Consider the following 14,217-nt stretch of genomic DNA (forward strand, 5'->3'; position numbering starts at 1 on the left):
CCGAAGGAGCCCTTTGCTTTTTACATCAACAGCTTATTAAGCGAACGGGTGACGCAGAACGATGGTTTCGTTGCGGTCCGGGCCCGTCGAAATAATGTCAATCGGCGCGCCGATCAGCTCTTCGACACGCTTGATGTAGGCGCGGGCATTAGCTGGCAGCTCTTCCAGGGTCTTGGCGCCCACGGTCGACTCGCTCCAGCCCGGCACTTCTTCGTACACTGGCTGCAGGCCCACGTAGCTGTCGGCATCAACCGGGGCAACGTCCTTGCCTTCGGCATCTTTGTAGCCGACGCAGATGTTGATGGTTTCCAGGCCATCGAGTACATCCAGCTTGGTGAAGCAGATGCCCGAGATGCTGTTCACATCGATAGCGCGACGCAGGATAACGGCGTCGAACCAGCCACAACGACGAGCACGGCCGGTGGTCGCGCCGAACTCGTGACCTTGCTTGGCCAGGTGCGCACCGACTTCGTCGAACAGTTCAGTCGGGAACGGGCCAGAACCTACACGGGTGGTGTAGGCCTTGGTGATGCCGAGGATGTAGTCCAGGAACATAGGACCAACGCCCGAACCGGTAGCAACGCCGCCAGCAGTGGTGTTGGAGCTGGTCACGTACGGGTAGGTACCGTGGTCGATGTCCAGCAACGAACCCTGGGCGCCTTCGAACATGATGTCCTTGCCGGCGCGACGCAGGTCGTGCAGCTCTGCGGTCACATCCAGCATCAGCGGCTTGAGCAGCTCAGCGTATTCCTTGCACTCAGCCAGGGTCTTGTCGAATTCGATGGCCGGCTCTTTGTAGTAACCCACCAGCATGAAGTTGTGGTAATCCACCAGTTCACGCAGCTTGTCTTCAAAGCGCGGCATGTTGAGCAGGTCGCCCACACGCAGGCCGCGACGTGCGACCTTGTCTTCGTAGGCCGGGCCGATGCCGCGACCGGTGGTACCGATCTTCAGCTCGCCACGGGCCTTTTCACGGGCCTGGTCCAGCGCAACATGGAAGGACAGGATCAGCGGGCAGGACGGGCTGATACGCAGGCGCTCGCGCACCGGTACGCCTTTCTCTTCCAGCTTGGTGATCTCACGCAGCAGGGCATCCGGTGCAACCACGACGCCATTGCCGATCAGGCACTGCACGCCTTCGCGCAGGACGCCCGACGGGATCAGGTGCAAGACGGTTTTTTCGCCATCGATGACCAGGGTGTGGCCAGCGTTGTGGCCGCCTTGGTAGCGCACTACGGCGGCAGCATGTTCGGTCAGCAGATCAACGATCTTGCCTTTGCCCTCATCACCCCATTGGGTGCCCAGGACTACGACATTCTTACCCATAACACTTGTCCTCATTCGCGCAAACTTGGTGCCGGCGATGGCCGGCAGGAAAACTCAAGAAGCCAGTGGCGATACTTGCCAAAGCCCGTTCTGCAGAATCAATTGCCGGTCGCAGTCCGCTTCACGGGCGGCGGCCAATGGCTGCCCGGGCAATGCCTGGACAACTCGCTGACCCTCACTGCGCAACTGGCAAACCTGCTGCCAGAGTGCTGCGTCCGTACTGTCGGGCATCCAGATGCCACCAGACGGCAGCTCGACCTCAGCACGCCCCAGGGTCACCAGGGTTTTCAAATCGGTGGAAAAGCCGGTGGCCGGACGCGCACGACCGAAGTCGGCGCCGATGTCGTCGTAACGGCCACCTTGAGCGATGGCCTGGCCAACACCCGGTACAAACACCGCGAACACCACACCGGTGTGGTAGTGGTAGCCGCGCAGCTCGCCCAGATCAAAATAGAGCGGCAACTGCGGGAACCGCGCCGATAACCGCTCAGCAATCGCCAGCACGTCATCGAGTGCAGCCAATACCGGCGCCGGCGCCTTGGCCAGGCGCTCACGTGCAGCCACCAGCACTTCACGGCCGCCACACAGGTTGACCAGTGCACGCAGCATGTCGGCCAGATCCGCAGGCACGCCAGCGGTCAGGGCAATGACTTCATCGATCGCCTTACGCTGCAGAGCATCGAATAGCTGTTGCTCGACTTCACCGGACAAACCGGCCGCACGGGCCAGGCCACGGTAGATCCCCACGTGACCGAGGTCCATGTGGACATCTGGGACATCAGCCAGTTGCAGCATGGCCAGCATCAGGCTGATCACTTCAACGTCGCTGCTCGGGCTGGCATCACCGTACAACTCCGCACCCAATTGGATCGGGCTGCGGGAAGACGACAAGGCACGCGGTTGAGCGTGCAGCACGCTGCCGGCGTAGCACAGGCGGCTCGGGCCTTCGCGGCGCAGGGTGTGCGCATCGATGCGCGCCACTTGCGGCGTGATGTCGGCACGGAACCCCATTTGCCGGCCCGATTGCGGGTCGATGACCTTGAAGGTGCGCAGATCCAGGTCCTGGCCCGCGCCGGTCAGCAGGGATTCCAGGTACTCGATATGGGGGGTCACGACAAACTCGTAACCCCAGCTCTGGAACAGATCCAACACCTGGCGACGCGCTACTTCAATGCGCGCAGCTTCTGGTGGCAGTACTTCTTCGATGCCATCTGGCAGCAGCCAGCGGTCTACCGTTGCCATTACGCCATTCCCCTATGATCCGGGCGGCCAGCCCTCGGCCGAGCCTTGAGTGAAGCAGAAAATACCCGCCCCCTGCATAAACCACGCGCAAGAGCGACGTGACGAACGACCTGTTAACGGCCTCGTCGGGCACTTTCCTCGAAAAACCTGTCACGCCTGCCGAATCAAACATGCAGACGCAAAAAAGCCGGGAATTTCCCGGCTGCCGCATCATACACCCGTTTTCTGAAAGGATCACCCCGCCAGGCGTTTTAGCCGCCCGACGGAGTGCGCCCTACAAAATCACGGGCTGGTTACTTGGACTTTTCCAGGTAGCGGAAGAAGTCGCTGCTTGGGTCCAGCACCATGACGTCGGTTTTATTCGCGAAACTTTCACGGTAGGCACGCAGGCTACGGTAGAACGCGTAGAACTCCTGGTCCTGGCCGTAAGCCTTGGCGTAGATCGACGCGGCTTGAGCATCACCATCACCACGGGCCTCTTCAGACTCGCGATAGGCTTCTGCCAGCAGTACACGGCGCTGACGGTCGGCATCCGCACGGATACCCTCAGCCAGCTCGTTACCCTTGGCACGGTGCTCACGGGCCTCACGCTCACGCTCGGTGCTCATACGCTCGAACACGCTGCGGTTCACTTCCTTCGGCAAATCGATGGCCTTGACCCGAACATCGACAACTTCGATGCCCAGTTCTTTTTCCGCCATCGTATTCAACGAACGCGTGATATCCGCCATCAGCGCATCACGCTCACCAGACACCACCTCGTGCAGGGTGCGCTTACCAAACTGGTCACGCAGGCCCGATTCCAGACGACGCGACAAACGCTCGTCGGCAATCTGCTTGAGGCCGGAGGTGGCGGTGTAGAAGCGCTCGGCATCCTTGACGCGCCACTTGGCGTAGGCGTCAACCATCACGGCTTTCTTTTCCAGGGTCAGGAAGCGCTGTGTCGGTGCATCCAGCGTCATCAGGCGGCCGTCGAACTTACGCACCTGGTTGACGTAGGGGACTTTCACATGCAGGCCCGGCTGGACGTCCGCCTGGACCACACGGCCGAATTGCAGCAGCACCGCACGCTCGGTCTGAGCCACGATGTAGAAGCAGTTCCAGGCAGCGATGACCACGACGACGCCCACAATCAGGGCGGTCAGCGATTTATTGCTCATCAACGACTCTCCCTGGTACGTGTTTGCTGTTGCAACAAGTCAGCGGCCGCACGGGCGCTCGCTTCGTTGGCAGCGGCATTGGAGCCGGTGGACGGTGCATTGGAGCTGCTACGACCACCTTCGATCATCTTGTCCAGCGGCAGGTACAGCAGGTTGTTCTGCCCACCCTTGCTGCCGGTCACGAGGACCTTGCTGGTATTGCTGAAGACTTCCTGCATGGTGTCCAGGTACAGACGCTCACGAGTCACCTCAGGTGCCTTGCGGTACTCAGCGACCAGCTTGGTAAAGCGATCCGCTTCACCCTTGGCACGGGAGACCACTTCGTCACGGTAACCGTTGGCATCCTCAAGGATACGCTGGGCCTGGCCACGGGCTTCCGGCACGACGCCGTTGGCGTAGGTTTCAGCCTGGTTGCGCGAACGCTGTTCGTCTTCACGGGCGCGGATCACGTCGTCGAAGGCTTCCTGCACTTCACGCGGTGCCGCTGCGCTCTGTACGTTCACCTGGGTGACGGTGATACCGGTGCGATAGGTATCGAGGAACCGTTGCAGGCGCTCCTTGATTTCGCTGGCCATCAACTCACGACCTTCGGTCAGCACCTGGTCCATGGCGGTGGAACCCACCACGTGGCGCAGGGCGCTTTCGGTTGCGTGTTGCAGGCTGATTTCCGGCTGATCTACATTCAGCACGAAGTCCTGCAGGTTGCTGATCTTGTACTGCACGGTCAGCGGCACTTCGACGATGTTCTCGTCTTCGGTCAGCATCTGGCCCTGCTTGGTGTAGGCACGCTCACGCGTGACGTTCTCCATGTACTTCTTGTCGATCGGCGGGAAATAGATGTTCAGGCCAGGACCGACAGTCTCGTAGTACTTACCGAAGCGCAGCACCACGGCTTGCTCCTGCTCGTCCACGACGTATACGGCGCTGTACAGCCATACGGCCGCCAGCACGACAAGACCCAGGCCCAGCAGGCCATAGCCGCCGCCCTTGCTCGTACGACCGCCCTCGTCACCACCACGTTTTTTTCCACCACCGAACAACCCATTCAGGCTTTCCTGCAGCTTTCGGAAGGCCTCGTCGAGATCTGGTGGCCCCTTGCGGTCGCCATTATTGCGGCGTTTACCACCCCAAGGATCCTGATTATTCGAGTTGCCACCCGGCTCATTCCAAGCCATAGCGCTCTCCATCTGATAAAGCAAAGACGCACCCACGGCGCGCCGACCAATGCTACAGAATGCCTGCTACTGCGGCACAACCGCTTTCTCAGGCTTTTATTGCAAAGTGTGTTGTTCGATGAACTCTGTCGGTACTACGCCTTCACGGCTGACCAGCCGATTGAGCTCCGAGCGCGGCAACCGAACGGCCAGCAAGCTGACACCTTCTTCGTCGTGTTCTTCTTTCTGTACCGCGCCCAGCTCGAAAAACTGTGCACGCAGTCGAGCAAAACGCTGAGGCAAGCGCAAGGTGCCGACGAACAAATCGCTGCCGAGCAACTCGGCAATGGCTTGTTCAAGCAGCTCCAAACCACTGCCATCGCGCGCCGACAGCCAGACCCGCTGGGGCTTGCCGTTCTCGTCGCGCTGGATTTGTGGCTCAACGCCTTCAAGCAAATCGAGTTTGTTATAGACCTCAAGGATCGGCAAGTCCTGGGCGCCAATCTCGCCCAGCACGACCATGACCTGTTCAATCTGCAACATGCGATCCGGTTCGGCCGCATCGATCACGTGCAACAGCAGGTCGGAGTTGCTCGACTCTTCGAGCGTAGACCGAAACGCCTCGACCAGCTTATGGGGCAGATGACGAATGAAACCCACGGTGTCGGCCAAGACAATCGGCCCCAGGTCGTCAATATCCAGACGGCGCAAGGTCGGGTCGAGGGTAGCGAACAGTTGGTCAGCCGCATACACGTCCGATTTCGTCACGTTGTTGAACAGCGTGGACTTGCCGGCGTTGGTATAGCCCACCAGGGACACGGTGGGAATATCGGCACGTGAACGGCCACGTCGCGATTGCTCGCGCTGGCTACGCACCTTCTCCAGCCGGCCCTTGATCTGACGCAGGCGAACCCGCAGCAGGCGCCGGTCGGTTTCCAACTGGGTTTCACCCGGGCCCCGCATGCCAATACCGCCACCCTGACGCTCAAGGTGAGTCCAACCGCGAACCAGCCGGGTGCTCATGTGGTCAAGCTGGGCCAGTTCGACCTGGAGCTTGCCCTCATGGGTACGGGCGCGCTGGGCGAAAATATCGAGAATCAGACCGGTGCGGTCGATCACGCGACACTCGAATACACGTTCGAGGTTACGTTCCTGACTGGGCGTGAGGGTATGGTTGAAGATCACCAGATCGGCTTCTTCGGCATGGACCAGGTCGCGCAGTTCCTCGACCTTGCCACTGCCAATCAGGAATTTGGCGGTTGGCCGATGACGCGGCACGTTAAAAAACGCAACGGTCTCGGCGCCGGCCGAATTTGCCAACTCCTGAAACTCCTGCGGATCTTCGCGCGCCTCAGGGTCCTGTCCATCCAAGTGAACGAGGATTACTCGCTCACCACCACCGTGGCGCTCAAAGAACAAAGGAGACTCCTATCAGGCGTTACCTGGCTCAGCGTCAGCTGCATCATCACCGGCTGCGCTCGGCAGACGGATTGGACGAACTGGAACCACTGTCGAGATAGCGTGCTTGTAGACCATCTGGCTGACGGTGTTTTTCAGCAGGATCACGAACTGGTCGAACGACTCGATCGTACCTTGCAGCTTGATACCGTTGACCAGGTAGATGGAAACCCCCACTTTCTCTTTACGTAAAGTATTCAAGTAAGGGTCTTGTAGCGAATGCCCTTTTGACATGTGCCGCACTCCTTTAAGGATCAATAATAAAAAATCGGAAAATAGATAGCTTATGGCCGCCACACCCCCAAGGATAGACGGCAATTGCAAGGACTCAGCTCAATATGGAGACCGTTCCCAAGTATTTCAAGGCGCGTGACAGATTGTCGCTGTCCAGGCTGTCCAACCAGTGCAAATCGCTCCAGCTGCGCAGCCAGGTGAACTGGCGCTTCGCCAATTGGCGCGTGGCAATGATGCCGCGCTCCTGCATTTCAGCTGACGTCAGCTTGCCATCCAGATGATCCCAGACTTGGCGGTAGCCTACAGCACGTATCGAAGGTAACCCTGGATGCAGGTCACCTCTTGAACGCAGTGCTACGACCTCGTCCACAAACCCCTGTTCCAACATAATTGTGAATCTTTGTGCAATTCGTTCATGCAGCACCTGGCGATTTGCCGGAGCGATGGCCAGATTCGCCACAGTATAGGGCAATTGTGACTGTCCAGATGCGCCTGCGTCAGCACTTTGCGCAGTTTGTTTCAGCCTCAGTTCAGTCATGGTCTGTCCGCTGACCCGCCAGACTTCCAGGGCGCGACTGAGGCGTTGGGGATCATTGGGGTGAATGCGCGCGGCAGATACCGGGTCAACCACTGCCAATTGGTCGTGCAGGGCTTGCCAGCCAAGGCGCGCAGCCTCTTCTTCAAGCTCGGCGCGCACCTGGGCATCGGCGGGCGGCATGTCGGCCAGCCCTTCCTGCAAAGCCTTGTAGTAGAGCATCGTGCCGCCCACCAGCAACGGGATGTTGCCCCGCGCGGTGATCTCTGCCATGGCGGCCAGGGCGTCAGTGCGGAAATCCGCTGCGGAATAGCTCTCGGCCGGGTCGATAATGTCGATCAACCGGTGCGGATACTGCGCCAGCAGCTCTTTTGAGGGCTTGGCGGTACCGATGTCCATGTCCCGGTAAACCAGGGCAGAATCGACACTGATCAGTTCGCACGGCAGCACCTTGGTGAGCTCGATGGCCAGGTCGGTCTTGCCGGCGGCCGTGGGGCCCATCAGGAAGATCGCGGGGGGCAAGGCGCTCATCAACGGCCGCGCAAAAACAGTTTGTCCAGATCGTCCAGGCCCATCTGGGTCCAGGTCGGACGGCCATGGTTGCACTGACCGCTGCGTTCGGTGTTTTCCATGTCGCGCAGCAGGCCGTTCATTTCCGGCAAGGCCAGGCGGCGATTGGCGCGGATGGCGCCGTGACAGGCCATGGTACCGAGCAGTTCATTGATGTGTGCCTGGATACGGTCGCTGGTGCCGTACTCCATCAGGTCAGCCAACACATCGGCGACCAGCCGGTTGGCCTCGGCCTGCTTGAGCAGTGCGGGAATCTGGCGAATGGCCAGGGTTTCCGGACCCAGGCGCTGCAACTCGAAGCCCAGTTTTTGAAACACAGCGTGATGCTCTTCGGCGCAATCGGCCTCACGCTGGCTGACGGCCAGGGATTCGGGCACCAGCAACGGCTGGCCACTCAGGCCTTCGCTGGCCATGGCGATCTTCAGGCGCTCGTACATGATCCGCTCGTGAGCGGCGTGCATGTCCACCAGCACCAGGCCATGGGCATTTTCCGCGAGGATGTAGATGCCCTTGAGCTGCGCCAACGCGTAGCCCAGCGGTGGAATATCACCGCCACCTTCCGGCAAGGCCACTGCGCCCGGCTCGGCCCCTGGCAACGGCGCAAAAAACTCACGATAGGCAGCCTGCGCTTCGGCGACCGGCACAGCCGATTGCGGACGCGGTGTGTATTGGTACTGATAACCCGCTCCCGAGCCAGAGCCCGGCGCTGTGTAGCTCGGCTGGGGTTGCGGCGATTGCAGCAGGTTTGCCGCCAGGCTCATTTCGCCTTGAGGGCCAAACTCGCCCGCTTCGGGGCCGCTCGGACGCACCACCGCCGTCACGATGGGCGCAGACAACTGGTCATCCGGGCGCACATCGCCCAGGGCACGGTGCAAGGTGCCATAGAGGAAGTCATGCACCATGCGCCCGTCACGGAAGCGCACTTCGTGTTTGGTCGGGTGCACGTTGACGTCGACCACCGAAGGGTCGACCTCGAAAAACAGCACAAAGGTCGGATGCCGCCCGTTGAACAGCACATCGCGATAAGCCTGGCGCACTGCGTGGGCCACCAGTTTGTCGCGTACCGCCCGGCCATTCACAAAGAAATACTGCAAGTCCGCCTGGCTGCGGGAGAAGGTCGGCAAGCCCACCCAACCCCAAAGGCGCAGGCCATTGCGTTCGATCTCAATCGGCAGCGCCTGCTCCAGGAAACCCGCTCCGCAGATGGCCGACACCCGGCGAGCGCGCGCGGCGTCGTCGTGGGCTTCGTGCAGGCTGAGGATGGTCTTGCCGTTGTGGCGCAGGTGAAACGCCACATCGAAACGCGCCAGGGCCAGACGCTTGATGACTTCTTGCAGGTGATCGAATTCGGTTTTTTCGGCCTTGAGGAATTTGCGCCGCGCCGGGGTGTTGAAGAACAGGTCGCGCACTTCCACCGAGGTGCCCACCGGGTGCGCAGCCGGCTGGACCCGAGGCGCCATGTCGCGGCCTTCGGTTTCCACCTGCCAGGCCTGCTCGGCATCACGGGTGCGCGACGTCAGGGTCAGGCGCGCCACGGAGCTGATGGAGGCCAATGCTTCACCGCGAAAGCCCAGGCTCATCACGCGCTCAAGGTCTTCCAGGTCGCGAATCTTGCTGGTGGCGTGGCGGGCCAGGGCCAGCGGCAGGTCATCGGAGGAGATCCCGCTGCCGTCGTCGCGCACGCGCAACAGTTTCACGCCGCCCTGCTCCACGTCGACATCAATGCGCTTGGCGCCGGAGTCGATGCTGTTCTCCAGCAACTCCTTGATCACCGATGCCGGGCGCTCGACGACCTCGCCCGCCGCAATCTGGTTGGCGAGGCGCGGGCTGAGCAATTCAATGCGCGACCCGCTGTTCAAGGTTGATTCGCTCATTACTGTGCCGCCAATTCAGTGCCAGGGATGGTCAACACCTGGCCGACCTTCAACTCATCGGTCTTCAGGTTGTTGGCGCTGCGCAAGGACGCGGCCGAAACCTGGAACCGCACCGCCAGCATGGCCAGCGTATCGCCCGGTTGCACGCGATGATCACGCGGGCCCTGGGCGATTTTGCCGGAATCGCGCAACCAGGCAATGTAGGTGCCCGGCGGCGGGTTCTGCTGGAAGAACTGGCGGACACCGGCGCTGATGGAACGCGCCAAGGCCTGCTGGTGCCTGGCACTGGCCAGCTTCGAGGCTTCGTTGACGTTGGAGATAAACCCGGTTTCCACCAGGATCGATGGGATGTCCGGCGACTTCAACACCATGAACCCGGCTTGTTCCACGCGCTGCTTGTGCAACGAGGTCACACGGCCGATGTTGCTCAACACCTTCTGGCCGACGTTCAAGCTGGAGGTCAGCGAAGCCGTCATCGACAGATCAAGCAGTACACCGGCGAGCATCTTGTCCTTGTCATCGAGGGACACGTTGCCAGCCCCGCCGATCAAGTCGGAACGGTTTTCGCTGTCGGCCAGCCAGCGGGCGGTCTCGGACGTGGCGCCGCGATCCGACAGGGCAAACACCGAAGCACCGAAGGCGGCGGCCGAAGGTGCGGCGTCGGCATGGATCGAGACAAACAGGTCGGCGCCCTTCTTACGGGCGATTTCGGTACGACCGCGCAACGGAATGAAGTAGTCGCCGGTACGGGTCAGTTCGGCGCGGTAGCCTTTCATGCCGTTGACCTGGCGCTGCAGTTCACGGGCGATGGCCAGCACCACGTCTTTCTCATGCTGGCCGCGCGAACCAGAGGCGCCCGGGTCTTCGCCGCCGTGGCCGGCATCGATCACCACGATGATGTCACGCTTGCCGGCCGGGGCTGGCGGCGGCGGTGGCAGCTTGACCTGGGGTTGGGACGGGTTGACCGGTACTGCCGGCACTGTTGCCACGGCTGGAGTTGGCGCAGGCGGCGGCGCGGCATCGGCGGCGTTGTCGAACAGATCGACTACCAGCCGGTTGCCGTATTGGGCGTTTGGCGCCAGGGAGAAGCTTTTCGGGGTCACGACCTTTTTCAGGTCGATGACTACCCGCAGGTCAGTCGGCGTGCGCTGCGCCGAGCGCATGGCGGTAATCGGCGTATTGGCGGTGGACACGTTCAACGGCGCGGCCAGGGTCGCACCGTTGATGTCGATCACCAGCCGATCAGGCGCCGTTAGGGTAAAGACACTGTGCTGGACCGGGCCAGACAGGTCGAACACCAGTCGCGTGTTATCCGGCGCTCGCCACAGGCGAACACTCTTCACCTGTGAAGCAGCCAGAGCATTGACAGTCATTGCCGCAAGCAACACCCCTACGACAGCAACCAACGCGCGAAAGCGCATACCTAACCCCACCAATTATTTGAATTCCAAAGCCAGAGCAGCGCACCACGACTCACCGCGCGCACTCTGGGGCAACAACTTCAGCTGACGTCCGTGATCATGCGGCGTAATGGTAATGGTCAGGTCCGGCTTTGGCAAAAAGCCTGTGCCTTTATCTGGCCACTCAATCAGGCACAGCGCGTCCTCATCGAAGTAATCACGGATGCCCATGAACTCGAGTTCTTCGGGATCCACCAGGCGATAGAGGTCGAAGTGGAAAGCCCGCACTGCGCCGATCTCGTAGGGTTCAACCAGAGTGAACGTGGGACTTTTTACCGCCCCCGTGTGGCCCAACCCGCGAATGATGCCCCTGGACAGTGTGGTCTTGCCTGCCCCCAAGTCGCCTTCAAGAAAAATCAGCCCTGACCCGGCCGTGACCTGCGCAATACGCTGACCTAACGCCACCATGGCCTCTTCATCGGCCAGGAAAAGGATTACTTCAGACACGGCGACTGTTCCTCCAGCAATTGACGAATGGCGGGTATCAGGTCGCTGGCGGCCAGCCCGCGACCAAAGCTGCCCTGGCGATCCCCTGCCGTGGCGTGCAACCAGACGGCCAGGCAGCTTGCTTCATAGGCCGGCATGCCCTGGGCCAGCAGCGCACCCACCAGGCCGGCCAAAACATCACCGAGGCCCGCCGTCGCCATCGCCGGATGGCCTTGATCGCAGCGCGAAACGCGCCCGTCCGGACTGGCAATCAAACTGCCAGCACCCTTGAGGATGGCCACTGCCTTGAATTTCTGGCTCAACGCGCGCGCCACCTTAAGACGGCCGGCCTGAACCTCGGCTGTCGAAATCCCCAGCAATCGCGCCGCCTCCCCCGGATGCGGGGTGATCACGCAATGGGCTGGCAAGCTCACGCTGCCAGTCGCCAGTTGATTGAGTGCATCGGCGTCCCAGACCTGCGGCTGCCGTGCATTGGCTGCGACAGACAACAGGCTTTTACCCCAGGCGGCTTCGCCCAGGCCGGGGCCAATGACGATCACCGAGATTTTTTCCAGCAAGCCCATCAACTGGTTGGCCGAACTCACGCCGACGGTCATGACTTCCGGCAAACGGGCCAGCGCGGCCGGCACATGCTCAAGGCGAGTGGCCAGGGACACCATGCCCGCACCACTGCGCAAGGCGCTTTCGGCGCCGAGCAGCGCGGCGCCGCCAAAGCCCCGGTCGCCGCCAATCATCAGCAGGTGACCGAACTGGCCTTTATGGGCGTCCGGTGAACGCGCAGCCAGTTGCGGCAAATGGCCATGCAACAAAGGCTGAACGTCGGTTATTTCGTGTTTTGTCTGCGGCATGCGTCTTCAAGCTCCGATGTCTGGCAGAATTATACGCATCTAACCTGTGGTTTCCCGTGTCTCATGCCCGCTATTACCTCCGATCTGCCCGCCCTCGCCCAATCGATCAAAGACTGGGGGCGCGAGCTGGGCTTTCAACAAGTCGGCATCAGCGGCCTTGACCTGGCTGAGCATGAACACCATCTGCAACGCTGGCTCGACGCGGGCTACCACGGCGAGATGGACTACATGGGCGCCCATGGCAGCAAACGCTCGCACCCGGACGAACTGGTGCCGGGCACCCTGCGCGTGGTGTCGCTGCGCATGGACTACCTGCCCGGCGATACCCAGATGGCGCAACTGCTGGCAAAACCGGAAAAGGCTTACATCTCGCGCTACGCCCTGGGCCGCGACTACCACAAGCTGATCCGCAAACGCGTGCAACAGTTGGCCGACCGTATCCAGGCGCAGATCGGGCCTTTCGGCTTTCGTGCCTTTGTCGACAGCGCGCCCGTGCTGGAAAAAGCCATTGCCGAACAAGCCGGTCTTGGCTGGATCGGTAAAAACACCCTGGTGCTCAATCGCAAGGCCGGCAGTTATTTCTTCCTGAGCGAGCTATTTGTGGATTTGCCGCTACCGGTCGATCCACCGCACAGTACCGAACACTGCGGCCGCTGCACCGCCTGCCTGGATATCTGCCCCACCAATGCGTTTGTCGGCCCCTATGTGCTGGACGCCCGGCGCTGCATTTCCTACCTGACCATCGAACTCAAGAGCGCAATCCCTGAAGACCTGCGCCCGCTGATCGGCAACCGGGTATTCGGCTGCGATGACTGTCAGATCGTTTGTCCGTGGAATCGTTTCGCGCGACCTACCGCCGAAAGCGATTTCAAGCCACGGCACAACCTGGATAACGCAGAACTGGCGGAGCTGTTCCTGTGGGATGAGGATAAATTCCTCAGCAGTACCGAAGGTTCACCTTTGCGCCGTGCCGGTTATGAACGCTGGCTGCGCAACCTGGCGGTGGGCCTGGGCAACGCGCCGTCGAGCATCCCGGTACTGGAAGCCTTGAAGGCGCGTCGGGATTATCCGTCGGAGCTGGTGCGCGAGCATGTGGAATGGGCGCTGAACCAGCACGCGGCGCGCTAGTGCACGTCGTCGCTGTAGACGAACTTGGGCATTTCCCAGTGAAATCGAATCGCCAGCAGGCGCAATAGAAAGCCGCTGAACAGCGTCAGTAGAATTGCCTGCTCGCTGGGCAGTTCCAGGTAGAGGCACAGCAGGTAGAACCAGGCGGCGAGGAATGACACGCTGGCGTACAGTTCACGGCGGAAGATCAGCGGAATGTCGTTGCAGAAAATATCCCGCAGAATGCCACCGAAGACGCCGGTGATCACCCCGCTGACCGATGCCACCAGCATGCCGTGGCCCATTTCCAGGGCGGTCATGCAGCCGATCAGCGTGAACGCGACCAGGCCCACGGCATCCAGCGCGAGGAACAGCGAGCGCAGGTGACGCATCAACGGTGCGATAAAGATCGTCACCAGCGCCGCGACGGAGGTCAGCACCAGGTATTCCGGATGCTTGACCCACGTCAACGGGTAATGCCCCAACAGCACATCGCGCACCGAGCCGCCGCCCAGCGCCGTCACGCAGGCGATCAGCACCACACCAAACCAGTCCATGCCGCGCCGGCCGGCGGACAAGGCGCCGGTCATGGCTTCGGCGGTGATGGCGATGAGGTAGAGCATCAGCAGCATGATGGCGATCCTTGCAAAGAGGCCGGCAGTCTAATCATTTGCTGATGGCACCAAAAGGGGGCGCCTGGCGATAAATCGAGTTGCCTGCCATCGGGAGCAAGCCCCCTCCCACACTTGGACCTGGGAATACATTCAAGTGTGAGAGCTGGCTTGCCTGCGAAGGCGCCCGG

Annotated in this window: 13 protein-coding genes; 1 reads left to right on the top strand and 12 read right to left on the bottom strand. The window is 61.1% G+C overall.

Features of this window, described 5'->3' with window-relative positions; all coding sequences use genetic code 11:
* Positions 1–36: 36 nt before the first annotated feature.
* From HCF10_RS11510 to HCF10_RS11560, 11 genes are all read right to left on the bottom strand, one after another.
* Complete coding sequence (locus tag HCF10_RS11510) at positions 37–1,326, bottom strand: adenylosuccinate synthase (protein WP_027604896.1); 1,290 nt, start codon at positions 1,324–1,326, stop codon at positions 37–39.
* 54 nt (positions 1,327–1,380) lie between these two features.
* Positions 1,381–2,568, bottom strand: coding sequence for an ATP phosphoribosyltransferase regulatory subunit (locus tag HCF10_RS11515; RefSeq protein WP_053139387.1), 1,188 nt, complete (start codon positions 2,566–2,568; stop codon positions 1,381–1,383).
* Between the two features lie 293 nt (positions 2,569–2,861).
* Positions 2,862–3,728 carry a protease modulator HflC gene (gene hflC / locus HCF10_RS11520; RefSeq protein ID WP_122538372.1) on the bottom strand — a complete coding sequence of 289 codons (867 nt, stop codon included), beginning with the start codon at positions 3,726–3,728 and terminating at the stop codon, positions 2,862–2,864.
* On the bottom strand, positions 3,728–4,903 hold the full coding sequence (gene hflK / locus HCF10_RS11525; RefSeq protein ID WP_131696767.1) for an FtsH protease activity modulator HflK: 1,176 nt from the start codon (positions 4,901–4,903) through the stop codon (positions 3,728–3,730). Before hflK ends, hflC begins: the two co-directional genes overlap by 1 nt.
* A gap of 96 nt (positions 4,904–4,999) precedes the next feature.
* On the bottom strand, positions 5,000–6,301 hold the full coding sequence (gene hflX / locus HCF10_RS11530) for a ribosome rescue GTPase HflX (protein WP_027604899.1): 1,302 nt from the start codon (positions 6,299–6,301) through the stop codon (positions 5,000–5,002).
* Between the two features lie 12 nt (positions 6,302–6,313).
* The gene (hfq, locus tag HCF10_RS11535; protein ID WP_003171355.1) at positions 6,314–6,574 is read right to left on the bottom strand and encodes an RNA chaperone Hfq; all 261 of its coding nucleotides are present in this window, start codon (positions 6,572–6,574) and stop codon (positions 6,314–6,316) included.
* A 94-nt stretch (positions 6,575–6,668) separates the two neighbouring features.
* Positions 6,669–7,640, bottom strand: coding sequence for a tRNA (adenosine(37)-N6)-dimethylallyltransferase MiaA (gene miaA, locus HCF10_RS11540; RefSeq protein ID WP_053139381.1), 972 nt, complete (start codon positions 7,638–7,640; stop codon positions 6,669–6,671).
* On the bottom strand, positions 7,640–9,553 hold the full coding sequence (mutL, locus tag HCF10_RS11545) for a DNA mismatch repair endonuclease MutL (RefSeq protein ID WP_131696769.1): 1,914 nt from the start codon (positions 9,551–9,553) through the stop codon (positions 7,640–7,642). The genes miaA and mutL overlap by 1 nt, the downstream gene beginning before the upstream one ends.
* A complete protein-coding gene (locus tag HCF10_RS11550) occupies positions 9,553–10,974 on the bottom strand; it encodes an N-acetylmuramoyl-L-alanine amidase (protein WP_131696770.1) in 1,422 nt (473 codons plus the stop codon). The genes mutL and HCF10_RS11550 overlap by 1 nt, the downstream gene beginning before the upstream one ends.
* Before the next feature lie 15 nt (positions 10,975–10,989).
* Positions 10,990–11,460, bottom strand: coding sequence for a tRNA (adenosine(37)-N6)-threonylcarbamoyltransferase complex ATPase subunit type 1 TsaE (gene tsaE, locus HCF10_RS11555; protein ID WP_131696771.1), 471 nt, complete (start codon positions 11,458–11,460; stop codon positions 10,990–10,992).
* Positions 11,448–12,308: an NAD(P)H-hydrate dehydratase gene (locus HCF10_RS11560; RefSeq protein ID WP_167655548.1), complete on the bottom strand. Its 861-nt coding sequence runs from the start codon at positions 12,306–12,308 to the stop codon at positions 11,448–11,450. Before HCF10_RS11560 ends, tsaE begins: the two co-directional genes overlap by 13 nt.
* Positions 12,309–12,371: 63 nt before the next feature.
* Between HCF10_RS11560 and queG the strand changes: the two genes are divergently transcribed.
* On the top strand, positions 12,372–13,436 hold the full coding sequence (gene queG / locus HCF10_RS11565) for a tRNA epoxyqueuosine(34) reductase QueG (protein WP_131696773.1): 1,065 nt from the start codon (positions 12,372–12,374) through the stop codon (positions 13,434–13,436).
* On the opposite strand, the gene HCF10_RS11570 is transcribed toward queG, so the two are convergent.
* Complete coding sequence (locus HCF10_RS11570; RefSeq protein ID WP_184745712.1) at positions 13,433–14,050, bottom strand: trimeric intracellular cation channel family protein; 618 nt, start codon at positions 14,048–14,050, stop codon at positions 13,433–13,435. The genes queG and HCF10_RS11570 overlap by 4 nt on opposite strands.
* Positions 14,051–14,217 lie beyond the last annotated feature (167 nt).

It is taken from the genome of Pseudomonas sp. B14(2022), assembly GCF_012030485.1.
Lineage (GTDB): Bacteria > Pseudomonadota > Gammaproteobacteria > Pseudomonadales > Pseudomonadaceae > Aquipseudomonas.